At 73.5% G+C, this 23,629-nt stretch carries 23 protein-coding genes; 14 read left to right on the forward strand and 9 right to left on the reverse strand.

Annotated elements, in window-relative coordinates:
• The first annotated feature begins 67 nt into the window (after nt 1-67).
• The 10 genes from ABD948_RS04300 to ABD948_RS04345 all read left to right on the forward strand — a co-directional run bounded on the left by ABD948_RS04300 (nt 68) and on the right by ABD948_RS04345 (nt 10,983).
• Complete coding sequence (locus ABD948_RS04300; protein ID WP_345262993.1) at nt 68-955, forward strand: AAA family ATPase; 888 nt, start codon at nt 68-70, stop codon at nt 953-955.
• Nucleotides 952-2,103: a vWA domain-containing protein gene (locus ABD948_RS04305; protein ID WP_345262995.1), complete on the forward strand. Its 1,152-nt coding sequence runs from the start codon at nt 952-954 to the stop codon at nt 2,101-2,103. Before ABD948_RS04300 ends, ABD948_RS04305 begins: the two co-directional genes overlap by 4 nt.
• On the forward strand, nt 2,096-3,226 hold the full coding sequence (locus tag ABD948_RS04310) for an XdhC family protein (protein ID WP_345262997.1): 1,131 nt from the start codon (nt 2,096-2,098) through the stop codon (nt 3,224-3,226). The genes ABD948_RS04305 and ABD948_RS04310 overlap by 8 nt, the downstream gene beginning before the upstream one ends.
• Nucleotides 3,227-3,246: 20 nt before the next feature.
• A complete protein-coding gene (locus tag ABD948_RS04315) occupies nt 3,247-4,350 on the forward strand; it encodes an alpha/beta hydrolase family protein (protein WP_345262999.1) in 1,104 nt (367 codons plus the stop codon).
• A 114-nt stretch (nt 4,351-4,464) separates the two neighbouring features.
• Nucleotides 4,465-5,694 (forward strand): transcriptional regulator, encoded by a 1,230-nt coding sequence (locus ABD948_RS04320; protein ID WP_345263001.1) that lies wholly within the window; start codon nt 4,465-4,467, stop codon nt 5,692-5,694.
• 81 nt (nt 5,695-5,775) lie between these two features.
• Nucleotides 5,776-6,204 carry a hypothetical protein gene (locus ABD948_RS04325; protein WP_345263003.1) on the forward strand — a complete coding sequence of 143 codons (429 nt, stop codon included), beginning with the start codon at nt 5,776-5,778 and terminating at the stop codon, nt 6,202-6,204.
• Nucleotides 6,205-6,383: 179 nt separating this feature from the next.
• On the forward strand, nt 6,384-6,863 hold the full coding sequence (locus tag ABD948_RS04330; RefSeq protein WP_345263004.1) for a (2Fe-2S)-binding protein: 480 nt from the start codon (nt 6,384-6,386) through the stop codon (nt 6,861-6,863).
• Nucleotide 6,864: 1 nt separating this feature from the next.
• A complete protein-coding gene (locus tag ABD948_RS04335) occupies nt 6,865-9,348 on the forward strand; it encodes a xanthine dehydrogenase family protein molybdopterin-binding subunit (protein WP_345263006.1) in 2,484 nt (827 codons plus the stop codon).
• Entirely contained in the window at nt 9,345-10,199 is an 855-nt protein-coding gene (locus ABD948_RS04340) for an FAD binding domain-containing protein (RefSeq protein WP_345263008.1), read from the forward strand. The genes ABD948_RS04335 and ABD948_RS04340 overlap by 4 nt, the downstream gene beginning before the upstream one ends.
• Nucleotides 10,192-10,983, forward strand: coding sequence for an SRPBCC family protein (locus ABD948_RS04345; protein WP_345263010.1), 792 nt, complete (start codon nt 10,192-10,194; stop codon nt 10,981-10,983). Before ABD948_RS04340 ends, ABD948_RS04345 begins: the two co-directional genes overlap by 8 nt.
• An 85-nt stretch (nt 10,984-11,068) precedes the next feature.
• Here ABD948_RS04345 and gndA read toward each other — a convergent pair whose 3' ends face one another.
• The gene (gene gndA, locus ABD948_RS04350; protein WP_345263013.1) at nt 11,069-12,535 is read right to left on the reverse strand and encodes an NADP-dependent phosphogluconate dehydrogenase; all 1,467 of its coding nucleotides are present in this window, start codon (nt 12,533-12,535) and stop codon (nt 11,069-11,071) included.
• Nucleotides 12,536-12,605: 70 nt separating this feature from the next.
• On the opposite strand from gndA, the gene ABD948_RS04355 reads away from it, so the two are divergent.
• A complete protein-coding gene (locus tag ABD948_RS04355) occupies nt 12,606-13,220 on the forward strand; it encodes an alpha-ketoglutarate-dependent dioxygenase AlkB (RefSeq protein WP_345263015.1) in 615 nt (204 codons plus the stop codon).
• A gap of 21 nt (nt 13,221-13,241) precedes the next feature.
• Here ABD948_RS04355 and ABD948_RS04360 read toward each other — a convergent pair whose 3' ends face one another.
• On the reverse strand, nt 13,242-13,739 hold the full coding sequence (locus ABD948_RS04360; RefSeq protein ID WP_345263017.1) for an SRPBCC family protein: 498 nt from the start codon (nt 13,737-13,739) through the stop codon (nt 13,242-13,244).
• A gap of 60 nt (nt 13,740-13,799) precedes the next feature.
• Here ABD948_RS04360 and ABD948_RS04365 point away from each other — a divergent pair, with 60 nt between their 5' ends.
• Nucleotides 13,800-14,513, forward strand: a complete 714-nt coding sequence (locus tag ABD948_RS04365; protein WP_345263019.1) for a GntR family transcriptional regulator — start codon at nt 13,800-13,802, stop codon at nt 14,511-14,513.
• A 21-nt stretch (nt 14,514-14,534) separates the two neighbouring features.
• On the opposite strand, the gene ABD948_RS04370 is transcribed toward ABD948_RS04365, so the two are convergent.
• Nucleotides 14,535-14,894 carry a hypothetical protein gene (locus ABD948_RS04370; protein ID WP_345263021.1) on the reverse strand — a complete coding sequence of 120 codons (360 nt, stop codon included), beginning with the start codon at nt 14,892-14,894 and terminating at the stop codon, nt 14,535-14,537.
• Nucleotides 14,895-14,965: 71 nt separating this feature from the next.
• Here ABD948_RS04370 and ABD948_RS04375 point away from each other — a divergent pair, with 71 nt between their 5' ends.
• A complete protein-coding gene (locus tag ABD948_RS04375) occupies nt 14,966-15,718 on the forward strand; it encodes a copper homeostasis protein CutC (protein ID WP_345263023.1) in 753 nt (250 codons plus the stop codon).
• The gene (locus ABD948_RS04380; RefSeq protein ID WP_345263025.1) at nt 15,715-15,984 is read left to right on the forward strand and encodes a DUF4031 domain-containing protein; all 270 of its coding nucleotides are present in this window, start codon (nt 15,715-15,717) and stop codon (nt 15,982-15,984) included. The genes ABD948_RS04375 and ABD948_RS04380 overlap by 4 nt, the downstream gene beginning before the upstream one ends.
• On the opposite strand, the gene ABD948_RS04385 is transcribed toward ABD948_RS04380, so the two are convergent.
• The 6 genes from ABD948_RS04385 to ABD948_RS04410 all read right to left on the reverse strand — a co-directional run bounded on the left by ABD948_RS04385 (nt 15,985) and on the right by ABD948_RS04410 (nt 23,617).
• Nucleotides 15,985-16,668 (reverse strand): HD domain-containing protein, encoded by a 684-nt coding sequence (locus ABD948_RS04385; protein WP_345263027.1) that lies wholly within the window; start codon nt 16,666-16,668, stop codon nt 15,985-15,987.
• Nucleotides 16,669-16,676: 8 nt separating this feature from the next.
• Entirely contained in the window at nt 16,677-17,555 is an 879-nt protein-coding gene (locus ABD948_RS04390) for an oxygenase MpaB family protein (protein WP_345263029.1), read from the reverse strand.
• 290 nt (nt 17,556-17,845) lie between these two features.
• Nucleotides 17,846-18,358, reverse strand: a complete 513-nt coding sequence (locus ABD948_RS04395; protein WP_345263031.1) for a hypothetical protein — start codon at nt 18,356-18,358, stop codon at nt 17,846-17,848.
• 29 nt (nt 18,359-18,387) lie between these two features.
• On the reverse strand, nt 18,388-19,590 hold the full coding sequence (gene serA, locus ABD948_RS04400; RefSeq protein WP_345263033.1) for a phosphoglycerate dehydrogenase: 1,203 nt from the start codon (nt 19,588-19,590) through the stop codon (nt 18,388-18,390).
• Nucleotides 19,591-19,658: 68 nt separating this feature from the next.
• Nucleotides 19,659-21,308: a DNA repair helicase XPB gene (locus ABD948_RS04405; protein WP_345263035.1), complete on the reverse strand. Its 1,650-nt coding sequence runs from the start codon at nt 21,306-21,308 to the stop codon at nt 19,659-19,661.
• A 29-nt stretch (nt 21,309-21,337) separates the two neighbouring features.
• Nucleotides 21,338-23,617 (reverse strand): helicase-associated domain-containing protein, encoded by a 2,280-nt coding sequence (locus ABD948_RS04410; protein ID WP_345263037.1) that lies wholly within the window; start codon nt 23,615-23,617, stop codon nt 21,338-21,340.
• Between the last annotated feature and the right edge of the window lie 12 nt (nt 23,618-23,629).

Here is a 23,629-nt window from a genome sequence, read left to right on the forward strand (position 1 = left end):
CCGCCGCGACCAAGCCAGGCGCCGGGACCAACCCGGTGCCAACACCGTGCTCAGTAGCCTCGGTCACATGCAGCCGCCCACCCCCGACCTGCCCACCCTGACGGCGGGGCTGGCCGCGACCGGCTACCTGGTGGACGAGGACCTCGCCACCGTGGCCTACCTGGCGCTGCGGATGCAGCGACCGCTGCTGCTCGAGGGCGAGCCCGGCACCGGCAAGACCGCGCTGGCCGAGGCGCTGGCCGAGAGCCTGGAGCTGCCGCTGGTGCGTCTGCAGTGCTACGAGGGGATCGACGCCACGCAGGCGCTCTACGACTGGGACTTCCCGCGCCAGATCCTGCACCTGCGTGCGCTCGAGGCGGCCGGGGGAGTGGGGGGAGCCGGCGTCGAGGAGGCCGAGAAGAGCCTCTACGACGAGCGGTTCCTGCTGGCGCGCCCGGTGCTGGACGCCCTGCAGCGCAGCCCCGCGGTGCTGCTGGTCGACGAGGTGGACCGCGCCGACGACGAGTTCGAGGCGTTCCTGCTGGAGGTGCTGAGCACCTACCAGGTCTCGATCCCCGAGTACGGCACGATCCGTGCTGCGACGCCGCCGCTGGTGGTGCTGACCTCCAACCGCACCCGCGAGCTGCACGACGCGCTCAAGCGCCGCTGCCTCTACCACTGGATCGACCACCCGGGCCTGGAGCGTGAGGTGCAGATCGTGCGCTCCCGGGCGCCGCAGGTGAGCGAGCAGCTGGCCCGGCAGGTCGTCGAGGTGGTGCAGAAGCTGCGCCTCGGCGCCGACCTGGAGAAGCCGCCGGGCGTCGCCGAGACCCTCGACTGGGCGCGCGCCCTGGACTACCTCGGCACCACCGACCTCGACCTCGCCTCCTCGGCGCGCACCCTCGGCGCGCTGGTGAAGTACCGCGAGGACGCCGACAAGGTGCAGCACGCGCTCGACCAGATGCTGCGGGCATGAGCAGTACCCGGTCCGGCGACCCGCGCGACGGGCGGCACCGCCACGACGTCGAGGAGGTGCTGCTCGGCTTCACCCGGGCTCTGCGCGCTGCCGGCGTCGCGGTGACCCAGGACCGCGCGCAGACCTACCTGGCTGCGGTGGCTGCCGTCGGGCTCGCCGACCAGCGGGCCACCTACGTGGCCGGTCGCGCCACGCTGTGCGCCTCGCCCGACGACCTCGCCCGTTACGACCAGGTGTTCCACGCCTGGTTCGACCACCGCGACGGCCTGCCCCGCTCGCGCCCCGGCGCGCCGCCCACCCCCACCGTCGCCACCCTCCCGCTCGACGACAGCGGCGGGGGAGAGGGCGAGGAGCAGCAGGACGACGACGTCGTCCGCGCCCGCGCCAGCGAGGCCGAGGTGCTGCGCCAGCGCGACGTCGCCTCGCTGAGTGCCAACGAGCGCCAGCGGCTGGCCGCGATGATGGCCTCGCTGCGACCCCGTCCGCCGCTGCGCCGCACGATGCGCCACCAGCGCTGGCACCGAGGTGACGTCGACGCCGCCCGCACCCTGCGCGCGAGCCTGCGCCACATGGGCGAGCCGGCTGCGATCCAGTGGCGACGCCGCGGCACCCGGCCGCGCAAGGTGGTGCTGCTGCTCGACGTCTCCGGCTCGATGAGCGGCTACGCCGACGCGCTGCTGCGGTTGGCGCACCGGATCACCGTCGCCTCGCCGCGCGGGAGCGTCGAGGTGTTCACCGTCGGCACGCGCCTGACCCACCTGACCCGGGCGCTGCGCAACCGCGACGCCGAGCGTGCGCTGGTGGCAGCCGGCGAGACCGTGCCCGACTGGTCGGGGGGCACCCGGCTGGGCGAGACGCTGCGGGTGTTCCTGGAGCGGTGGGGGCGGCGCGGCATGGCGCGCGGCGCCGTCGTCGTGGTGTTCAGCGACGGGTGGGAGCGCGGCGACGCCGCGCTGCTCGGCGAGCAGATGAAGCGGTTGAGTCGGGTGGCGCACCGGGTGGTGTGGGTCAACCCGCACCGCGGCAAGGTGGGGTACGAGGCGGTGCAGCAGGGCGTCCTGGCGGCGCTCCCGCACTGCCACGACTTCGTGGCCGGCCACTCGCTGGCCACGTTCGAGGAGCTGATCGAGGTGGTGGCCCGTGCGTGAGGTGCTGGACGAGCTGATGACGTGGTGGGACGCCGGCGAGACCATCGGCGTGGGCACCGTGGTGGCGACCTTCCGATCCGCACCGCGCCCGCCGGGCGCCTCGATGCTGGTGGGGCCCGACGGCTCCGCGGTCGGGTCGGTCTCGGGCGGCTGCGTGGAGGGAGCCGTGTACGACCTCGCCACCGAGGTGGTGGGCGACGGCGCCCCGGTGCTGCAGCGCTACGGGGTCTCCGACGACGACGCGTTCGCCGTCGGGCTCACCTGCGGCGGCATCCTCGACGTCTTCGTCGAGCAGGTGAGCCAGCAGACGTTCCCGCAGCTCGGCGAGCTCGCCGCCGACGTGCGCGCGGGCCGGCCGGTCGCGCTCGCCACCGTGATCGAGCACCCCGACCCGAGTCGCGTCGGGCGCCGGTTGCTGGTGCGTCCCGACGACGCCGACGGCCCCCCGCAGGAGGGCTCGCTGGGCTCGGAGCGCGCCGACGCGGCCGTGCACGACGACGTCCTGGGGCTGCTGGCCTCGGGCACCGACGCCACGCTCACCTACGGCCCCGACGGCGAGCGCCGCGGCGAGGGCATGCGGGTCTTCGTCTGGGCCTTCGCGCCCCAGCCGCGCCTGCTCGTCTTCGGCGCGATCGACTTCGCCGCGGCCGTGGCCAAGGTCGGCGGCTTCCTGGGCTACGACGTGACCGTGTGCGACGCGCGCCCGGTCTTCGCCACCGCCAGCCGCTTCCCGGCGGCCGACCGGGTGGTCGTCGACTGGCCGCACCGCTACCTCGCTGCCGAGCAGGAGGCCGGCCGGATCGACCAGCGCACCGTGATCACCGTGCTCACCCACGACCCCAAGTTCGACGTGCCGCTGCTCGAGGTGGCGCTGCGGCTGCCCGAGGTGGCCTACGTGGGTGCCATGGGCTCGCGTCGCACCCACGAGGACCGGCTGGAGCGGCTGCAGGAGATCGGCCTGACCGCCGAGGAGCTGGGCCGGCTCTCCAGCCCGATCGGGCTCGACCTCGGCGCCCGCACCCCCGAGGAGACCGCCATCAGCATCGCCGCCGAGGTGATCGCCGGTCGCTGGGGCGGGTCGGGCGAGCGGCTGGGCCGGCTCGACGGGCGCATCCACGGCTGAGCGGTCCGTAGGCTCGGGGCATGCGACTGCCACGACGTGTCCACGGCCTCGCAGTCGCAGCGCTGGCCGTGACGCTGGTGCTGGGCGCCTGTTCGGGCAGCGACGACGAGGACTCCTCCCCGGCCGCCGATCCGACGTCGACGCCCACGGCGACCGTGACGCCGGAGCCGAGCGCGGCACCCGACGCCGAGCCGCAGCCCGATGCCGAACCCGACCCGGTCGAGCAGCTGCCACCGGTCCGCGACCGGCTGAGCCTGCCGGCGCTGATGCGCGAGCCGGTGCGCGCCGGGCGCCTGCGCGAGACCGCCGTGGAGCTCTCGAACGAGGCCTACACCCGCAGCCGCGTGGTCTATCGCTCCGGCAGCGGCCCGGACGCCGTGGACGTGAGCGGGGTGCTGCTGCGCCCCCGCGGACGCGGACCGTTCCCCGGCATCGTGCTCAACCACGGCTACATCGAGCCGTCGGTCTACGAGCCCGGGCAGGGTCTGGCGCGCGAGCAGGACTACCTGGCCCGGGCGGGGTTCGCGGTCCTGCACACCGACTACCGGGGCCACGCCTCCTCCGACCCGCCCGTCGGGCCCTTCGACCGCGAGACCCGCCTGGGCTACACCCGCGACGCCGCGGGCGCCGTCCGGGCGCTGGAGCGCGAGCCGTACGTGGACGCCGACCGGATGGCCATGCTGGGGCGCTCGATGGGTGGCGGGGTCACCCTCAACGCGCTGGTGGCGCACCCCGGGCTGGTGGAGGCGGCGGTCGTCTACGCCTCGGTGAGCTCGGACTACCTGGAGAACCTGCGCTGGTTCACCGAGCCCAACCGCCCCGAGGCGTTGACCGGCATCTACGAGCGGCTCGGCACCCCCGAGCGCGACCCGCGTGCCTACCGCGACCTCTCCGCACGCAGCTACTTCGACCGGATCACCGAGCCGGTGCTGCTGCACCACGGCACGGTCGACGAGACCTGCCCGCCACGGTGGGCGCGCGCCACCCAGCGGCTGCTCGACCGGGCCGGTGTGCCGGCCCGCACGCAGTGGTGGGAGGGGGAGGGGCACACCTTCTACGCCGCCTGGGAGCAGTCGATGGAGCAGACGGTGCGGTTCCTGCGCCGCCAGCTGCGCCGTGCCTGACGCCGTCGCGGCCCGGGCCGGGATCCGCCTCGGTCGCTGTGACCGCGGTCACCCACCGGGTGCTAGGTTGGGCGCCATCGAACCAGCGCGGATCGACGCCGACGGGAGCCGGTGATGGGGAACCCCGACCTGCACGAACGCAAGCTCGAGACGCTGCGCGCCTGGAGCGCCTTCGTGGAGCACGGCGACCGGGCCGAGTCGCTGGTGCGGCCCGAGATCATGCGCAGCTGGACGCGCTCGGAGGGCGTCGTCGACACCGGCCTGGAGCAGGCGCCGCTGGTCGACGAGTCCGAGACGCTCGCGATCTGGAAGGACTCCCCGCTGCAGGCCGCCGTCGCGTCCGTGGAGGCCGAGCTGCGGCGCACCGCCGAGGACGGCGACCTCGTGCTGGCCGTCACCGACGCGCAGACACGGGTGCTGTGGACCTACGGAGGTCGGGTGATGCGGCGCAAGGCCGAGTCGGTCAACTTCGTGGCCGGCAGCCGCTGGGACGACGAGTCGGTGGGCACCAACGCCCTCGACCTCGCCAACCGGCTCGCCCAGCCCGCGATGGTCTTCAGCGCCGAGCACTACGCGCCGATCGTGCACAACTGGGTGTGCTGGGCCGCGCCGGTCTTCGACCCCACCAGCGGCGCGCAGCTCGGCGTCATCGACCTCTCCACCACCTGGGACCGCAGCCACCCCATCGGCCTGGCCACGGCACGGGTGATGGCGCGGCTCATCGAGTCCGCGCTGCCGCACTCCACCTACCACCCCTCCGCGCTGGTCGACGACGGCGAGCCCGGGCTGGTCCTGCGGCTGCTCGGCACCGTCGACGTGCGCCTGGACGGCCAGCGGCTGCTGCTCAACCGCCGGCAGACCGAGATCCTGGCGCTCCTGGCGCTGCACCCCGAGGGCCTCTCGCTCGAGCAGCTGCACGCGCTGGTCTACGGCGACCAGGCGGTCACGCTCTCCACGCTCAAGGCCGAGGTCTCCCACCTGCGCTCCGCGCTCGGTGGCCAGCTCTCCTCGCGCCCCTACAAGCTGCTGATGCCCACCGAGACCGACGTCGACGACGTGCTGCGGCTGCTGCGCGCCGGGCAGATCTCGCGCGCCGTCCGCGCCTACGGCGGCGACCTGCTGCCCGGCACCAACTCGCCCGCGCTCGGCGAGCTGGCCGAGTACGTGGCCGTCGCGGTCCGCGAGGCGCTGCTGGCCGACCCCGACCCCGACGCGGTGCTGCACTACGTCGGTCTCGCGCCCTACGACACCGCCGTCATCGAGAAGTGCCTGGCCACGCTCGGCACCCGGCACCACCCCGCCAAGCCGCTGCTGAAGGGCAAGCTGGCCGCCGCGATGCGCTGACACGGTTTGGCTCCGTGCCCCCAGGGGCATACCCGGAGAGTCCGCGACCGTCGCGGACTCCTCGCTCCCGGGAGTCATCCGATGAAGCTCAAGAACGCCCTCGTCGCCCTGTCCGTCGCCGCGGCCACCTCGGCCACCGCCGTCGTCGCCCTGCCCGGCGGGGCGGCCGTTGCCGCCAGCTCCCACCTCAAGGTCTGCGCCAGCGACAACTACACGCCCACCTGCTACACCCGCACGTCCTACGACGGCAACTGGCACAACGACCCGTGCGACCTGAGCTGCGGGGTGTACGACAGCACGTTCGGCGACGACATCTCCAGCTACAAGAACAACTCGCCGTACTGGTGGAAGATGTACCACGACAAGAGCTACAAGGGGTACACGCTCTGCGTGCGTCCGTGGGGCTACGACGCCAACATGGGTGACAGCACCCCGTCGGAGGACGACATCTCCAGCGTCAAGCGCCAGGGCACCAGCCAGCCCACCGGCTGCGACAAGGTCGTCGGCTGAGACGAGCCTTCTCCGCACCCACGCAGCACCCGTCCACCGGCGGGCGACGACTCGGTCCGTCGCCCGCCGGTGGTGCGTCGGGAGCCGGTGGATGGACCCTCCGCGCGACCTACCTAGGTCCAACCGTGGGCGCCTAGCGTGAGGCAGGTCACGCCGCACGCACGCTCAAGGGAGAGTTCATGACGAAGATCAACCTCACCGTCGACGGGTCGAAGGTCTCCGACGACGTCGAGCCGCGGATGCTGCTGGTGCAGTACCTGCGCGAGAAGCTCGGCAAGACCGGGACCGTCGTCGGTTGCGACACCAGCAACTGCGGGGCCTGCACGGTGCACCTCGACGGCACCAGCGTGAAGTCCTGCAACGTCCTGGCCGTCCAGGCCGAGGGCAGCGAGGTGACGACCATCGAGGGCCTGGCCACCAACGGCCAGCTGCACCCCGTGCAGGAGGCGTTCCGCGAGTGCCACGGCCTGCAGTGCGGCTACTGCACCCCCGGGATGATCATGCAGAGCATCGCCCTGCTGGAGGAGAACCCCAGCCCCACCGAGGAGGAGATCCGTCTCGGCCTGGAGGGCAACCTGTGCCGCTGCACCGGCTACCACAACATCGTCAAGGCCGTGCAGCACGCTGCCGGCGCCACCTCGACCACGACGGGAGCCTGAGATGACCGCCGTCCAGGACGCACCCGAGACCACCGGCCCGGCCAAGGAGATCGGCCGCGACCGGCGCCGCAAGGAGGACCAGCGCCTCATCACCGGCCGCACGCGCTGGACCGACAACATCGTGCTGCCCGGCATGCTGCACCTGGCCATGGTGCGCAGCCCCTTCGCCCACGCGAAGATCACCAGCATCGACGTCTCGGCCGCGAAGGAGTCGGCGAACGTCGTCGACGTGCTCACCGGCGCCGACTTCGGCGAGGAGCTGGGTGTCTGCATCAACGCCTGGCCGATCACCCCCGAGCAGGTCACCCCCGTCCACTCGCCGATGCCCAGCGACCGCGTGGCGTTCGCCGGCGAGATCGTCGCCGTCGTCATCGCGCGCAGCCAGGCCGAGGCGCGTGACGCCGCCGAGCTGGTCGACGTCGAGTACGAGGAGCTGCCCGCCGCGCTGGACCTCAAGGCCGCCGCGGCCGACGAGGTGCTCGCCCACCCCGAGCACGGCACCAACAAGTCCGCCCTGTGGGTCTTCGACTCCGCGGAGGCCGGCACCGGCAGCGACGTCGAGGAGGCCATCACCAAGGCCCGTGAGAACGGCGGCGTGGTGGTGGAGCGCGAGTTCCGCCAGCAGCGCCTGATCCCCGCCTTCATGGAGCCGCGCTCGGTCGTCGTCGACCCCACCGGCGAGCAGTACACGATGTGGTCGGCCACCCAGATCCCGCACATCCTGCGCTTCGCGCTCGCCGCCACCACGGGCGTGCCCGAGAGCAAGATCCGCGTCATCGCCCCCGACGTCGGCGGCGGCTTCGGCGGCAAGCTGCAGGCCACCCCGGAGGAGTGGATCGCCTGGGCGGTCGGCATCCGCACGGGCAAGCCCGTGAAGTACACCGAGACCCGCAGCGAGAGCCTCGTCTCGGGCCACCACGGCCGCGACCAGTGGCAGAAGCTGACGCTGGCCGCGGAGGCCGACGGCACCGTGACCGGTCTCAAGGTCGAGCTGCTCGCCGACCTGGGTGCCTACGTGGCGATCGTCGGCGGCGGCGTCCCGGTGCTCGGGGCGTTCATGTTCAACGCCATCTACAAGTTCCCCGCCTACCACTTCGCCTGCCAGACCGTCCTGACCAACAAGACCTGGACCGACGCCTACCGCGGCGCCGGCCGGCCCGAGGCCACCTTCGGCATCGAGCGGATGATGGACGAGCTGGCCGCCGAGCTGGGGGTCGACCCGCTCGAGCTGCGCCGCAAGAACTGGATCACCCACGAGGAGTTCCCGTTCACCACGGTGGCCGGCCTGGAGTACGACTCCGGCAACTACGAGGCCGCCACCGACCGGGCCATGGAGATGCTCGGCTACGACGAGCTGCGCGCGGAGCAGAAGCGCCGCCGCGAGTCCGGTGACCGGGTGCAGCTCGGCATCGGCGTCTCGACCTTCACCGAGATGTGCGGCCTCGCGCCCAGCCGGGTGCTGGGCCAGCTCGACTACGGCGCCGGCGGCTGGGAGCACGCGAGCGTGCGCATGCTGGCCACCGGCAAGGTCGAGATCGTCACCGGAGCCAGCGCCCACGGCCAGGGCCACGAGACGGCGTTCAGCCAGATCGTCGCCGACCAGCTGGGCGTGCCGTTCGAGGACGTCGAGGTGCTGCACGGCGATACCCAGGTGAGCGCCAAGGGCCTGGACACCTACGGCTCGCGCTCGCTCGTCGTCGGCGGCGAGGCGCTGGTCAAGGCCACCGAGAAGGTCATCGAGAAGGCCAAGCCGGTCGCGGCCCACCTGCTCGAGGCCTCGGTGGACGACATCGAGTTCTCCGCCGGTCGCTTCGGCGTCCGCGGCACCGACCAGGGCCTGGCGATCCAGGAGATCGCCGCCGCCGTGTTCGCCGCGCACAACCTGCCCGACGGCATGGAGCCCTCGCTGGACTCCGACGCCACCTACGACCCCATCAACTTCAACTACCCGCACGGCACTCACCTGTGCGCGATGGAGGTCGACACCGAGACCGGCGCCCTGAAGATGCGCAAGTACGCCTGCTGCGACGACATCGGCAACGTGATCAATCCGCTGATCGTCTCGGGCCAGGTGCACGGCGGCCTGGTGCAGGGCATCGCGCAGGCGCTGTGGGAGGAGGCCGTCTACGACGACGCCGGGACGCTCGTCTCGGGCTCGTTCGTCGACTACCTGCTGCCCACCGCGGCCGACACGATCAGCTTCGACGTCGACCACACCACCACGCCCTCGCTCACCAACACGCTGGGCACCAAGGGCGTCGGCGAGGCGGGCACCATCGCCTCGACACCGGCCGTGGTCAACGCGGTGCTCGACGCGGTGCGCCACCTCGGCGTCAAGGACATCACGATGCCCTGCACGCCCGAGAAGGTCTGGAAGGCCATCAACGGCGCCGGCCGCGGCGACGACATGACCACGGGTGCGGCGATGCCGCACTTCGACACCGACCAACCCGGCAAGGACTCCACGGAAGGAGCGGGCGCATGATCCCCGCAGCGTTCGACTACGTCGCCCCCACCTCGGTCGAGGACGCCCTGGCGGCCCTGGCCCAGCACGGCGACGACGCCAAGATCATCGCGGGCGGCCAGAGCCTCCTGCCGGTGCTGCGCATGCGGCTCAACGCGCCGGAGGTGATCGTCGACCTCGGTCGCATCCCCACGCTGCGCGGCGTGCGCGACGACGGTGACGCCATCGTCATCGGCGCCATGACCCCGCACGCGGTGGTGGGCTCGGACCCGCTGGTGGCCGAGCACGCGGCGCTCATCGGCAAGGCCGTCGAGCACCTGGCCGACGCCCAGATCCGGCACCGCGGCACCTTCGGCGGCGCGCTCGCGCACGCCGACCCGGCCGGCGACCTCGGTGCCCCGGCGCTCGCGCTGGGCGCGGAGTTCGTGATCGCCGGCGCTGGCGGCACCCGCACGGTGCCGGCCGCGGAGTTCTTCGTCGACCTCTTCGAGACCGCCCTCGGCGAGGACGAGATCCTCACCGAGGTGAGGGTGCCCAAGCACACCGGCTGGGGCGCGCACTACGAGAAGTTCGTGCGCGTCGCCCACCAGTGGCCGATCGTCGCGGTCGCGGCGGCGGTGCGCGTCGAGGGCGGCACCATCGCCGAGGCGCGCGTGGGCCTGACCAACATGGGCAACACCCCGCTGCGGGCGCACGCCGTCGAGGAGGCGCTCGTGGGCGTCGCCGCCACCGAGGAGGCGGTCGCCGCGGCGGCGGCCAAGGCCACCGAGGGCACCAACCCGCCCTCGGACCTCAACGGCGACGCCGACTACCGGCGCCACCTGGCGCAGGTGCTCACGCGGCGTGCGGTGCTCACGGCGGCGGGTGCCTGACTTGGACCTCACCCACCGGTTCACCGTCCCCACCCCGGTGGAGACCACGTGGGCCCACTTCAACGACATCGCCTCGGTCGCCGAGTGCTTCCCGGGGGCCACGGTCTCCGGGGTCGAGGGCGACACCTTCTCGGGGTCGGTCAAGGTGAAGCTGGGTCCGATCGCGCTGGTCTACAACGGGTCCGGCACCTTCGTGGAGAAGGACGAGTCGGCTCACCGGTTCCTCGTCGACGCCAAGGGCAAGGACAAGCGCGGCAACGGCACGGCGGGTGCCAAGGTCACGCTCACGATGGACAGCACCAGCGACGGCGGCACCGACGTCGAGGTGGTGACCGACCTGGCCATCACCGGCAAGCCGGCGCAGTTCGGTCGCGGTGTCATGCAGGACGTCTCCGACAAGCTGCTGGGCCAGTTCGTGGCGTGCCTCGAGAAGCGGCTGACCGCCGACCCGGAGCCCGTGACCGACCCCGAGGCCGAGGTGGCCGCCGCCGGTCCCGTGCCGGCGGGCGACGAGGAGGACACGCCCATCGCCCGGGCGGCCAGCCAGGCCGCCACGAGCGAGGCGACGACGGGAGGCGAGGAGCCCCCGGTGCCGGCGGCCCCGGCCCCGGCGGCCACACCGATCCGACCGGTGGCTCCCGCGCCCGCCTCCGCCGGCGGCGACGACGCGCTCGACCTGGGCGCGGCCGTCGTCCCGATCCTGCTCAAGACCTACTGGAAGCAGGCGGCCGGAGCCGCCCTGGTGCTGGTGGTCCTGCGCTGGCTCCTCGGACGGCGCGGCTGAGCCCCTGAGCACCGCCTGACGACGGCGACGGCCGGTCACCCCTCGCGGGGTGGCCGGCCGTCGCCGTGTCCGGGTGGGGGACGAATCAGTCCATCTCCTGCTCGGCGAGGTCACCGGCCCAGCTGGTGTGGAAGGTGCCCTCGCGGTCGACACGGCGGTAGGTGTGGGCGCCGAAGTTGTCGCGCAGGCCCTGCACCAGCGCTGCGGGCAGCCGCTCGCGGCGCAGCCCGTCGAAGTAGGAGAGCGAGGAGCCGAACGCCGGCACCGGGACGCCGGCGTGCGCCGCCGTCGCCACGACCTCGCGCCAGGCGTCGACGCCCTCGGCGACCGCCTCGGCGAAGTAGGGCGTGGTGAGCAGCGTCGTCAGGTCGGGCTCGTCGGAGAACGCCTCGCGGATCCGGTCGAGGAACTGGGCGCGGATGATGCAGCCGCCGCGCCAGATGGTCGCGACCTCGCCCAGGTCGGTCTCCCAGCCGTTCTGGTCCGCGCCGGCAGCCAGCTGGTCGAACCCCTGGGCGTAGGCCACGACCTTGGAGGCGTAGAGCGCGGCGCGCACCTGGTCGGTGAAGGCCTCTCGGTCGACCTCGACCCGCTGCTCCTCCGGCGAGGTCGAGAACGTCTTGCGTGCGGCCTTGCGCTGATCGGTGTGGCCCGAGAGCGAGCGCGCGAAGGTCGCCTCGGCGATGCCGGTCACCGGCACGCCGAGGTCGAGCGCCGACTGCACCGTCCAGCGGCCGGTGCCCTTCTGCTCCGCGGCGTCCTCGACGACGTCGACGAAGGGCTTGCCCGTCTCGGCGTCGGTGTGGCGCAGCACGTCGGCGGTCATCTCGATCAGGAAGGACTCGAGGTCGCCGCCGTTCCACTCCTCGAAGACGCCCGCGATGTCGGCGGGCTCGAGGCCGGCGACGCTGCGCAGCAGGTCGTAGCTCTCCGCGATCAGCTGCATGTCGGCGTACTCGATGCCGTTGTGCACCATCTTGACGAAGTGGCCGGCGGCGTCGGTGCCCACGTGCGCGCAGCAGGGAGTGCCGTCGACGACGGCGGCGATCGAGGTGACGACGGGGCGCAGCTGCTCCCAGGCGTGCTCGGAGCCGCCGACCATGATCGAGGGCCCCTCGAGCGCGCCCACCTCGCCGCCGGAGACGCCCATGCCCACGAAGTGCAGGCCGTGCTCGCGCAGCGCCTCCTCGCGGCGGCGGGTGTCGTCGGGGTGCGCGTTGCCGGCGTCGACGACCACGTCGCCCTCCTCCAGCAGCGGTACCAGCTCGTCGATGACGGCGTCGGTGGGCTCGCCGGCCTTGACCATGACCACGATGGCGCGCGGGCGCTCGACGGTGGCGACGAGCTGCTCGAGGCTCTCGGTGCCGATCAGCCGGCCGCCGTCGGCGCCCTCGTCGCCGTGCTCCTCGAGCAGGCTCTCGGTGCGGGCCGTCGTGCGGTTGTGCACGGCGACGGCGTGGCCGTGACGGGCCATGTTGCGGGCCAGGTTGCGGCCCATCGTGGCCAGGCCGGTCAGTCCGATGCGGGCGCTGCCGGGCTCAGGGGTGTCCATGGGGTCCTCCGGTCGTGGGTGTCGGGTGAGTCGTCGAACAGGTGTTCGACGGCTGGGCTAGGCTGGGCGCGTGGACTACCAGAGCACGCTGTTCGAGGCCCCTGTCGCCGACGGCCTGAGCCTGGCCGGGCTGACGCGCCGCGAGCTGGGCCAGGGGGCCTGGGTCGACGTCGCCCGCACCTGGCTGCCGGAGGCCGACGACGTCTTCGCCACGCTGGCGCGCGAGGTGCCCTGGCGGGCCGAGAAGCGCCAGATGTACGACCGTCTGGTCGACGTCCCGCGCCTCGTGCACACCTACATGGTCGACGAGCCGCTGCCGCACCCGGTGCTCGAGCGGGCGCGCGAGGCGCTCTCGGACCACTACCTGCCCGAGCTGCTCGAGCGCTTCCGCACCGCGGGGTGCTGCTACTACCGCGACGGGCGTGACTCGGTCGCCTGGCATGGCGACACGATCGGCCGCGGCTCCACCCACGACACGATGGTCGCCATCGTGTCCGTCGGCGACCCGCGGCGTCTCCAGCTGCGCCCCCGCGGGGGCGGGGAGTCGGTCTCGGTCGAGATGGGCCACGGCGACCTGCTCGTGATGGGTGGCAGCTGCCAGCGCACCTGGGAGCACGCGGTGCCGAAGGTGGCGGCGGCGGGGCCGCGGATCAGCGTGCAGTTCCGCCCCTTCGGGGTGTTCTGAGCCCGCGGTCACCGGCGCCGGTCAGCGGGTGGTCAGTGCGTCGGTGAGCTGCTCGACGGTCTCGTCGGCCAGCTTGTCCAGGCGACCGCGCAGCACCAGGGGTGCCACCAGCGAGAGCAGGCGACCGAACTGGAAGTCGGCGCGGTAGTGGATCCGGGTGCCCGCGCCCTCGGCCTCGAAGGTCATGGTGTCGTAGGTCGTCGCGGAGTCGTTGGTGCCGCGGAAGCGCACCCGCGTCGGCGGCTGGTGCTCCACGGTCTCGTAGGTCAGCTCGACGCGGCGACCCATGAACTCCGAGGTGTTCGCGTAGGTGGTGCCGAGACCGCCGTCCCCGCTGGTGCGGGTCGTGGAGACGGTGCCGGGGTCCCACTCCTGCGTGTGCGTGAAGTCGGCGAGGTAGGCGAAGACCTCGTCGGGGGGTCGGGGGACGGAGAAGCTGCGCTCGACGTGCATGGGGGTCAGGTACCCACCGGGGGAGCCGGCACGGGCCGTGGGGCGTCGTCGTGACGTGGCACTCATGTGACCGGGGGTATCGCCAATATGCGGACGCGGAGGCCCCCCACCCCCTACTCTGGCCCGGTGGACGACTCCCTCCTGACGCACGGCCGTGCCCTCAAGCACGTGCAGGTGCGCGAGTACGTCCGCTCGCTGGTCGCCGGGCAGGCGCCCGGCTCGCCGGCTCCCTCCGAGCGCGAGCTGGTGCACCGCTTCGGTGTGGCACGCATGACCGTGCGCCAGGCGCTCGACACGCTGGTCTCCGAAGGACTCCTCGAGCGCATCCCCGGGCGCGGCACCTTCGTCGCGCGCCCTCCGCGGGTCACCAGCACCATCACGGGCTACAGCGAGGAGATGGCGCGCCGCGGTCTGCTCTCCGAGAGCCAGACGCTGCTGGCGCGCCGTGAGCAGGCCGGCCCCGGTGTCGCCCGCGCGCTCAACCTCACCGAGGGTGACGCGGTCATCCACTGGCGCCGGCTGCGCCGCGGCGACGGGCAACCGATCTGCCTCGAGGACGCCTACCTCAACGAGGTGCTGATCCCGGGCTTCCTGCAGAGCGGCATGCCCACCAGCCTCTACGACGAGCTCGGCGAGCGCGGCCTGCGCCCCACCTGGGCCGAGGACTCCATCACCGCCGACAAGGCCACCCGCGAGGAGGCCGAGCTGCTCGAGCTCGCCCCCGGCGCCGTCGTCATGCGTCACTCGCGCCGCGCCCTGGCCGGCGAGAAGGCGATCGAGGTCTCCCGCAGCGTCTACCGCGCCGACCGGTTCACGATGTGGATCCAGCTCGGCGGCTGAGCACGCCGTCGCCCCGGTCGCTCACCGCTCGCTGAGGAACCCCAGCGCCGCGGCCACGTGACCGGTCTCCTCGCAGATCCACACCGGGTCGGGCCCGCCGAGGTCGGGGGAGATGTAGAGGGAGTGCAGCGGCCCGCTCTCGCAGCTCAGGCACAGCGGCCACCGGTCGGTGCTCTCGAACAGTGCGTCCTGCACGTCCTGGGCCACGAGGCCCGCGACGTAGATGCCGCCCTCGGGCCACTGCTCGGCCCACCACTGCCGCGAGGAGCAGGCCTCCTCGAGGACCGAGACGGCCTGCGCGGTCGCCAGGCGACGGGCCTGCAGGTCGGAGAGCACGGCTGCCCGGGCGGCGAGCACCAGGTTGTCCACGCGTTCATCCACCCGTCCATAGTGGACCCGGGGTCAAGCGCGGCACCACGCCGTCCGGGGTGAGGGCACCTACCCTGGGCACCATGGGGGAGGCCCTGCTCGAGGTCACGGTGCTGCACGCACGCGACGTGCCGGGCTGCCGCGAGGGCGGTGCCGACCGGCTGCTGCACGTGGTGCCCGACGACGAGCAGCCCACCGCCGTGGGACTGCTGGGCACCTCGCCGGAGCCCGCCGCGGTCTCGGCCGTGGTGCGTGCCAGCGACCTGCCGGTGCGGGTGGTGCTGCGCACCGGCAGCGGCCTGGGTGCTACCGGCGGCGAGATGACGCGGCTGGTGGCCCTGGCCGAGGAGTACGTGGCGCTGGGGGCCGAGGGAGTGGCGTTCGGCTTCCTGACCGGTGACCTGGAGGTCGACGTCGAGACCTGCCGGGCGGTGGCCGCAGCGCTGCCCGGGGTGCCCTGGACCTTCCACCGCGCCCTCGACCTCGCGCTCGAGCCCGCCCGCTCGTGGCAGCGGCTGACCGCCCCGCCCGGCCTGCCCGGACTCACCGCCGTCTGCACCGGGGGCTCGCCGCAGGGCCTCGAGCACGGGCTGGACCAGCTGCTCGCGCAGCTGGCGGCCGACCCCGCGGCCGCGCCGCTCGCCATGGCGGGCGGGGGACTGCTGGCCGAGCACGTCCCCTGGCTCGCACGCGCCGGCGTCCGGCAGTTCCAGGTCGACCTGCAGGTGCGACCCGGGGCCACGCTACGCTCCTACGTGGACGCCGACTTCGTGCGCTCGTGGCGCCGGGTGCTCGACACGGCCCCGGGCGTCCACCCGCGAGCGCGCCCGGCATGACGATCATCGTGGACCCGCCCAACGCCGCCGGGCACGGGCGACTGTGGTCGCACCTGGCCAGCGACTCCTCCTTCGAGGAGCTGCACGCGTTCGCCCGCGACCTCGGCATCCCCGAGCGCGGCTTCGACCGCGACCACTACGACGTGCCGTCCGAGTGGTACGACCAGGTGGTCGCCCTGGGCGCCGAGCCGGTCAGCTCGCGCGAGCTGGTGGCGCGGTTGCACGCGGCGGGCCTGCGGCGGCGCAAGAAGCCGCGCGCCCGCTAGCTAGCCCTCCCGGTCCGGCTCGTCCTGCCGCTCCGGCTCCGGGAGCGTCGACAGCTCGGCGCCGGCGTTGGCGCGTGCCGGCTCCTCCCACTGCTCGACGGCGTAGCCGGTGTGGAAGAGCCGCGGCTTGGCGAGCAGGTCGCGCAGCACGGCGGCGCGCCCGTGGGCGAACGTGTCGTCGTCGAGGTGGGCGTACTCGGCGCGCACCTGGCGCACGTACTCGGCGTAGCGCTCCGCGGGAGCCGCGAGGATGCCCAGGTCGGCGTCGGAGAGCGCGCAGCCGTTGGCATCGCCCTCCTCGGGGCGGTGGGTCTCGGTGAGCCGCACCAGCCGGGCGGTCTCCTCGACGACCGTGGGAGCCACGAGCCCGGCGAGTGCGTCCTCGGCCCAGGCCGCCGAGCGCTCCTCGGCGTCGCGCTCGCCGTCGTAGACCGCGTCGTGGAACCAGGCGGCCAGCACCACGGGGACCCGCTCGAAGGCGACGTCGTGGGCGGCCAGCTCGTCGAGGCGACCCAGCACCTCGGTCAGGTGGCGGGTGTCGTGGTAGCCGCGGGCGGGGTCGGCGTAGGCCGCCCAGAGCTCCTCGCCCAGGCCGGTCGCCTCGGGCAGCGGCCACGCCGCCAGGACCGTGCTGCTGGGTGTGCTGGGGCGCTCGGCCACGCCGGGAGACGGAGGTTCGTCCATCGCCTCAGTCAAGCAGACGCCGCGGACGGCTCCGGGGCCGAGGCGCGCGGTGGCGGGGTCATCGCCCAACGGATCGTGCCGACCGCCAGCGAGCCGAGTGCGCGCACGACGGTGCGCTCGGAGACGGGCAGCCAGGGCAGGCGCAGCTGGGGGCGGGTCCAGGCCGGCATCAGCCCGATGCCGGCCGCCATCAGCACCGAGTAGGGGGCGCGGGCGACCAGCGGGAGGGGCGGGTGGATCAGCAGGTACCGCACGGCCTCGCGGGCCTCGGGGGTGCCGCGCAGCTCGGGGCGGTAGGCCGCCAGCTGCTGCTCCAGCTCGGCCTCGGTGAGCGGCGGGTCGACGACGCCGAGCCGCCGTCCGACCTCGGCGATCTGGGCCACGTAGGTGTCGCGCTCGGCCTGGTCGAGCGGCTGGGCGCCGTAGACCTGGTGGGCACGCAGGAAGCTGTGCGCCTCGGCGACGTGCACCCACTTCAGGAGGTGGGGGTCGCTGGCGGCGTAGGGCGTGCCGTCGGGCATGGTGCCGCGCACCCGCTCGTGGACGCTGCGGATCACGGCACAGGCCTGCTCGGCGTCCTCGGCGGCGCCGAACGTGGTGACGGCCAGGAAACGGCTCGTCCGAGCCAGACGGCCCCACATGTCACCGCGGAAGCCCGAGTGCTCCGAGACCGCCATCATCGCGGCCGGGTGCAGGGTCTGCAGCAGCAGGGCGCGGACGCCGCCCACGAACATCGAGGCGTCGCCGTGCACCCGGGTGATGGGGCTGCCGGGCTCGAACCAGCGCGGGCCCTCGGCGCCGTGGATCTGCTCGCGGTGCTGGTCGCCCTCGGGTCCGGCCACGCGCAGGAAGATCGCGTGCCCGAGTCGGTCGCGCAAGGAGGCCATGCCCCCAGCATGCCGGGGCGGTCCAACGCGCGGGTGCGCGTCGGACCGCCCCGGGCGCCCGGGAGAACGCCCGACCCGCACCACGTAGGAGGCCGTGCCCTGGTCGTACGTAGAACTGCGGACACGTTCGTCGCAGCAGGCGCCGACTTCCGCGTGGTGGCGCGGTGTCCGCCGCTCCCGGAGCCAGACGTGTCCGCACTTCTACGAGAGGTCTCGAGCGCAGAGGCGCGTGGCCCGGGGGTCAGGGGTGGTCGGCGTGCTCGCGCTGCTCGCCGTCGAGCGTCACCCGGCTACCCCAGCAGGCCGCCCACGACGGCGAGCACCACGACCAGCACGATGAAGACCATCAGGGCCGCGAAGACCGCGACACCCTTGCGCTTCTGCTTCTCGTAGCCGATCGCGCCGGTGCTGAACTGGTGGAACGGCGGTGCGTAGAACAGCCGCGTGGCCTGGCCCTCGCCCACCTGCACGTCCATCTGGGCCTGCCCGTAGCGGCGCAGCCACTGGCAGTAGACCTCCACCCGCCACGACCCGGGCGGCACCGGGAAGGTGTTCTCCCCGTAGTGGGTCTTCATCTGGTGCCCGTTGAGCAGCACCGTCGGGGTCAGGGCGTTGCTGGTCATCACGTTGCCCTGCACGGTCAGGCTGATGAAGCCCGGCGTCGGCTGGCCGGCGCTCTGCGGGGAGGGGGCCGGCTGGGCCGGTGGTGCGCTCGGCGGGGGGCCCGGCGGCTGGAAGCCCGGCGGCTGGAAGCCCGGGGGCGGCTGCGAGGGCGGGGGGCCGGGGGGCGTCGGGGTGCTCATGGGCACTCCTTACCCCGGGTCGGCGTCGGCTACGCCTGCCAGGTGCGCACCCACAGGCACTGCTCGGAGGCACGCAGCCGCTCGAGCGAGCCCTCGGAGAGCGGTGCGGCGGCGTCGGTGACCACGTAGCCCACCTCACCGGCGGTCGCGAGCAGCTGCCCGGTCACGTTGTCGCCCTGCTCGGCGAGCAGCGCGTTGACGCCGGCCAGGACGCCGGGCACGTTGCGGTGCAGGAAGCCGAGCCGGTAGGTGCCGGGCGTCAGGGCGGGCGCGGCGACGGCGGGGAGGTTGACCGAGAGCGCGGTGCTGCCCTCGAGCGCGTAGTTGCCCAGCTTGCCGGAGACGAACCAGCCGATCTCCTCCTGCGCCTCCTGGGTGGAGCCGCCCACGTGGGGGGTGAGGATCACGTTGGGGATGTCGCGCAGCACCGACTCGAACGCGTCGCCCTGGGCCTTGGGCTCGACCGGGAAGACGTCGAGCGCTGCGCCCGCGAGGTGACCCGACAGCAGGTTGTCGCGCAGGGCCAGGTCGTCGACCACCATGCCGCGCGAGGCGTTGATGAAGAACGAGCGAGGCTTCATGGCCTCGAACTGCGCGGCGCCGAAGAGGCCGGCGTTGCCCGGGCGGCCGTCGATGTGGAGGCTGACGACGTCGCTGGTGGCCAGCAGCTCGTCGAGCGAGCTCATCCGGCGGGCGTTGCCGTGCGCAGGCCGGTCGGCGGTGTCGAAGAAGACGACCCGCATGCCCATCGACTCGGCCAGGTTGGAGAGCTGGGTGCCGATGTTGCCGTAGCCGACGATGCCGAGGGTGCGGCCGCGGACCTCGTGGCTGCCCTTGGCCGACTTGTCCCAGACGCCCTGGTGCATCTTGTCGGACTTCTCGTGCAGCCGGCGGGCCAGCGCGATGATCTCCCCGATCACCAGCTCCACCACGCTGCGGGTGTTGGAGTACGGCGCGTTGAACACGGCGATGCCGCGCTGGGTGGCGGCGGCGAGGTCGACCTGGTTGGTGCCGATGCAGAAGCAGCCGACCGCCAGCAGGTCGGTGGCGGCGTCGAGCACCTTCTCGGTGAGCGTGGTGTTGGAGCGGATGCCGAGCAGGTGGACGCCCGGGAGAGTCGCGAGCAGCTCCTCCTCGGAGAGGGAGCCCGACCGCAGCTCGACCTCGAAGCCACGGGCCTCGAGCTGCTCGACGGCGACGGGGTGGATGTTCTCCAGCAGCAGGACCTTCACCCCGCCAGCCTAGGAGGGGTCGCGGGTGGGCAGCGATTCGGTGGGCTGGCGTGGGACGGCCGCGCGGCTCAGGCGGTCAGCCCCGGCAGGTCCTCGGCGTCGACGATCCGGTAGGCGTACCCCTGCTCGGCGAGGAACCGCTGCCGGTTCTGGGCGAAGTCGGCGTCGACGGTGTCGCGCGAGACCACGGTGTAGAAGTGCGCGCTCTTGCCGCCGCCCTTGGGGCGCAGCAGCCGCCCCAGGCGCTGGGCCTCCTCCTGGCGGGAGCCGAACGAGCCGGAGACCTGGATGGCGACCTCGGCCGAGGGCAGGTCGATGGAGAAGTTGGCGACCTTGCTGACCACAAGCAGCCCCAGCTCGCCGGAGCGGAAGGCGTCGAAGAGGCGCTGGCGCTCCTTGACCGGGGTGTCGCCCTTGATCACCGGCGCGTCCAGGACGGCGGCGAGCTCGTCGAGCTGCTCGAGGTACTGACCGATCACCAGGGTGGGGCGGTCGGGGTGCGCGGCCACCAGGTCGCGGACGACGTCGACCTTCCTGTGGGTGCAGGAGGCCAGCCGGTAGCGCTCCTCGGGCTCGGAGGTGGCGTAGACGAGCCGCTCGTCGGTGGGCAGGGTGACGCGCACCTCCACGCAGTCGGCGGGCGCGATGTAGCCCTGCGACTCGATGTCCTTCCAGGGGGCGTCGTAGCGCTTGGGGCCGATGAGCGAGAACACGTCGCCCTCGCGGCCGTCCTCGCGCACCAGCGTGGCGGTCAGGCCGATGCGGCGCCTGGCCTGCAGGTTCGCCGTCATCCGGAAGATGGGCGCGGGCAGCAGGTGCACCTCGTCGTAGACGATCAGGCCCCAGTCGCGGGCGTCGAGCAGCTCGAGGTGCGGGTAGACGCCCTTCCGCTTGGTGGTGAGCACCTGGTAGGTCGCGATCGTGACCGGCCGCACCTCCTTGACCGCACCCGAGTACTCGCCGATCTCCTCCTCGGTGAGCGAGGTGCGCCGCACCAGCTCGTCCTTCCACTGCCGCGCGCTCACGGTGTTGGTCACCAGGATCAGCGTGGTGGCGCCGGCGTGCGCCATCGCCGCCGCGCCCACGAGCGTCTTGCCTGCGCCGCAGGGCAGGACGACGACGCCCGAACCGCCGTGCCAGAACGACTCGGCGGCGTCGCGCTGGTAGTCGCGCAGCTGCCACTCCTCCTCCATCAGGGAGATGGGGTGCTTCTCGCCGTCGACGTACCCGGCGTAGTCCTCGGCCGGCCAGCCCAGCTTGAGCAGCGCCTGCTTGAGGTTGCCGCGCTCGGAGGCGTGCACCAGCACGGTGTCGTCGTCGACGCGCGCACCCACCATGCCGGCGACCTTCTTGGCCTTGAGCACCTCCTCGAGCACCGGCCGGTCGTTGCTCACCAGCACCAGGCCGTGGCCGGGGTGCTTCTCCAGGCGCAGCCGGCCGTAGCGGGCCATGGTCTCGGCGACGTCGACCAGCAGCGAGTGCGGGACGGCGTAGCGGCTGTAGGTCAGCAGGGTGTCGACGACCTGCTCGGCGTCGTGCCCGGCGGCCCGCGCGTTCCACAGGCCCAGCGGCGTGAGCCGGTAGGTGTGCACGTGCTCGGGACTGCGCTCCAGCTCGGCGAACGGCGCGATCGCGCGGCGGCACTCGGCGGCCTGTTCGTGGTCGATCTCGAGGAGGAGGGTCTTGTCGGACTGGACGATGAGGGGGCCGTCGTGCACCGACCCAGCCTACGGAGAGGCCAAGCCGCTCAGTCGGGCGCCGGGGACTGGCCGTCGGGCAGGTACCGCACCGAGGTGATCCGGTGCACGGGGAAGTCGCGCACGTCCTCGCTGCGGTGGTCGTGCGCGGTCAGCCGGCCACCCTCGACCGCGAGCGGGTCGACGACGCGGTCGGCGGCGGTGCCGTGGTTGTCGAGGAAGCCGATCACCACGGTCGCGCGCGACTCCACGGCGCCGCGCAGCGCCGTCAGCGAGTCCGCGGGCGTGGTGGTGGGGGCGGTGGCCGGGCGGGAGGCAGCCACCCGGTCGCCGGAGCGCACGGCGGTGACGACGGCGCTGACCCGCGCGGTCTCGCGGGCGGCCTCGGCCGCCTCGGGGCGGTGCGTGGGGGTGCGGGCGCGCAGCAGGTCGGGCCGGGTGACGCGCACCGTGCCGTCGGCCGCCTCGACGACGGGGGAGGCACCGAGCTCGCGCAGCCGGGGGAGCAGCACGTCGATCGGGGTGTCGCTGACGACGACCGTGGGCGCGATGCGGCGCAGCCCGAGGGCCTCGGCGCGTGGGTGGTGCACCAGCTCGGTGAGCGCGCCCTCGTCGTCGGATCGCAGGAACGCCGCGGCGTGCCCGACCCGCACGGTGCCGAAGCGGCGCACGACGTCGTCGACGAGGTAGGTGAGCGGCTGGGGGACCGGGGTGCGGGAGACGTCGTCGAGGAAGGCGTGCACCTCGGCGGCGCTCCAGCCGACGTCGAGCGCGCGGCGCACCGAGGCGGGGGTGAAGCGGTAGACGGTGGCGCCGCCGCGCGACTCCACCTCGGCCAGCAGCTGCAGGCGGCGGGCGAGCTCCGACTCCAGCGGCCCGGGCGCGACCGCCGTCAGGTCGGCCTGCACCAGCACGTGGTCGACGGGTGCGGGGAGCAGCTCACCCATTAGCTCGGCGGCCTCCTCGGGCCGGCCCTGGGCCAGCGCCCGCCCGAAGGCGGTCATGCCCTCCAGCCCGAGGACGCCGAGAGCGGTGCCCTCGGTGACCGCCCACGCCAGGTGGTCGTCACGGCGCGCGGAGCGCCGCGGGCGCAGCCAGCGGGCGCGCTCCACCAGCGAGGGCACGCCGGTGCCGGCGGCGAGCACGTGACCCGGTGGGACCTCGGCCAGCTCGGCGAGCGCCAGGTGCCGCGCCTCGACGACGCCGCGCGGCCGCACCGCGAGGTCGGGGTTCAGGGCGTTCCACGGCTTGCCACCGGGATCACGGGTGCCGACCAGCGCCGGGACGCGGGGGGAGGCGAGCCACGCGCGGGCCAGCACCAGCCACCGCTCGGCCACCGGCCGACCGCTCCAGGCGTCGAAGGCGTCGGTGGGCACCCAGACCATGGCCCCGGCGGTGTCGGCGCGGCTGTTCAGCAGCCCGGCCTCCGCGGCGGTCTCGATCAGCAGCGCTGCCGTCGGCTCGTCCACGTCGAGCGCGGCGGCGGCCGCGCGCAGGTCGCGCACGCCCAGCCCTCCGCTGCGCAGCACCGTGGGCGGGGCGGCACCCCACTGGTCGAGGAGCAGCTCGACGCGGCGCACGGCCTCGAACGCCGTGCCGGCGCCCGAGCGGTCCACGAGAGCGGCCGGGCGCTCGGCCAGCGCCAGGGCCGGTACGACGTCGAGGCGCTCGCGGGTGGTGTGGCCGCCGCGCAGCACCAGACCGACCTCGCCGGGCAGGACGGCGAGACCGTCGCCGCGCGGCACCAGCAGCCGTCGCGAGAGCAGCTCCTCGGCCGGCGTCGCGGCGTCTCTGGGCAGCACCGTCGTGCGCGCCGAGCCCGGGGCCGCCTCGCCGCCGGCCTCGTCGACGTGGTCGAGCAGCGCTCGCGCGGCCGGGGAGAGCTCGTCGAGCAGCTGCGCCACCCGGGCGGGCTCCAGCGGCTCGGCGCTGCGGGGACGCAGGCCCGACCGCTCGCGCCCCAGCGCCTCGGCGACCCCGCTGAGCGGGCGCAGGCCGGCCGGCGACTCCCACGCGAGTGCCAGGTCGAGGATCCGGTCGAGCGCGGCCCGCGTGCGGTCGGCGTCGGCGTGCACGATCTGCACGAGTTCGGACGAGGTGGTTTGGCCCGACACGACGAGGGCATCTAGGACGAACAGCTCGAGACGCGTCATGATGTCGAGCGCGCGCACCACGGAGGTGCGCAGCGAGGCACGCGATGCCAATTGTCCGAAGTCGTGAGGGGCGGGAGTGGCCAGATCGAGGCGTTCGCGGAGGAGTCGCGCCAGCTGCTCGTCGGACCAGCCGCGCAGCTGGTCGGCGAGCGACCGGTTGCCCCTGGCCTTCGTCATCCCACCCACGGT

It is taken from the genome of Nocardioides nanhaiensis (assembly GCF_039542785.1).
Classification (GTDB): domain Bacteria; phylum Actinomycetota; class Actinomycetes; order Propionibacteriales; family Nocardioidaceae; genus Nocardioides; species Nocardioides nanhaiensis.

What these genes read in the sequence shown, in the direction of transcription:
- ABD948_RS04300 (WP_345262993.1), top strand. Translation starts at nt 68, where the DNA reads ATGCAGCCGCCCACCCCCGACCTGCCCACCCTGACGGCGGGGCTGGCC.
- ABD948_RS04305 (WP_345262995.1), top strand. Translation starts at nt 952, where the DNA reads ATGAGCAGTACCCGGTCCGGCGACCCGCGCGACGGGCGGCACCGCCAC.
- ABD948_RS04315 (WP_345262999.1), top strand. Translation starts at nt 3,247, where the DNA reads ATGCGACTGCCACGACGTGTCCACGGCCTCGCAGTCGCAGCGCTGGCC.
- ABD948_RS04320 (WP_345263001.1), top strand. Translation starts at nt 4,465, where the DNA reads ATGGGGAACCCCGACCTGCACGAACGCAAGCTCGAGACGCTGCGCGCC.
- ABD948_RS04325 (WP_345263003.1), top strand. Translation starts at nt 5,776, where the DNA reads ATGAAGCTCAAGAACGCCCTCGTCGCCCTGTCCGTCGCCGCGGCCACC.
- ABD948_RS04330 (WP_345263004.1), top strand. Translation starts at nt 6,384, where the DNA reads ATGACGAAGATCAACCTCACCGTCGACGGGTCGAAGGTCTCCGACGAC.
- ABD948_RS04335 (WP_345263006.1), top strand. Translation starts at nt 6,865, where the DNA reads ATGACCGCCGTCCAGGACGCACCCGAGACCACCGGCCCGGCCAAGGAG.
- ABD948_RS04340 (WP_345263008.1), top strand. Translation starts at nt 9,345, where the DNA reads ATGATCCCCGCAGCGTTCGACTACGTCGCCCCCACCTCGGTCGAGGAC.
- gndA (WP_345263013.1), bottom strand. Translation starts at nt 12,535, where the DNA reads ATGGACACCCCTGAGCCCGGCAGCGCCCGCATCGGACTGACCGGCCTG.
- ABD948_RS04360 (WP_345263017.1), bottom strand. Translation starts at nt 13,739, where the DNA reads ATGAGTGCCACGTCACGACGACGCCCCACGGCCCGTGCCGGCTCCCCC.
- ABD948_RS04375 (WP_345263023.1), top strand. Translation starts at nt 14,966, where the DNA reads ATGGGGGAGGCCCTGCTCGAGGTCACGGTGCTGCACGCACGCGACGTG.
- ABD948_RS04380 (WP_345263025.1), top strand. Translation starts at nt 15,715, where the DNA reads ATGACGATCATCGTGGACCCGCCCAACGCCGCCGGGCACGGGCGACTG.
- ABD948_RS04385 (WP_345263027.1), bottom strand. Translation starts at nt 16,668, where the DNA reads ATGGACGAACCTCCGTCTCCCGGCGTGGCCGAGCGCCCCAGCACACCC.
- ABD948_RS04390 (WP_345263029.1), bottom strand. Translation starts at nt 17,555, where the DNA reads ATGGCCTCCTTGCGCGACCGACTCGGGCACGCGATCTTCCTGCGCGTG.
- ABD948_RS04395 (WP_345263031.1), bottom strand. Translation starts at nt 18,358, where the DNA reads ATGAGCACCCCGACGCCCCCCGGCCCCCCGCCCTCGCAGCCGCCCCCG.
- ABD948_RS04410 (WP_345263037.1), bottom strand. Translation starts at nt 23,617, where the DNA reads ATGACGAAGGCCAGGGGCAACCGGTCGCTCGCCGACCAGCTGCGCGGC.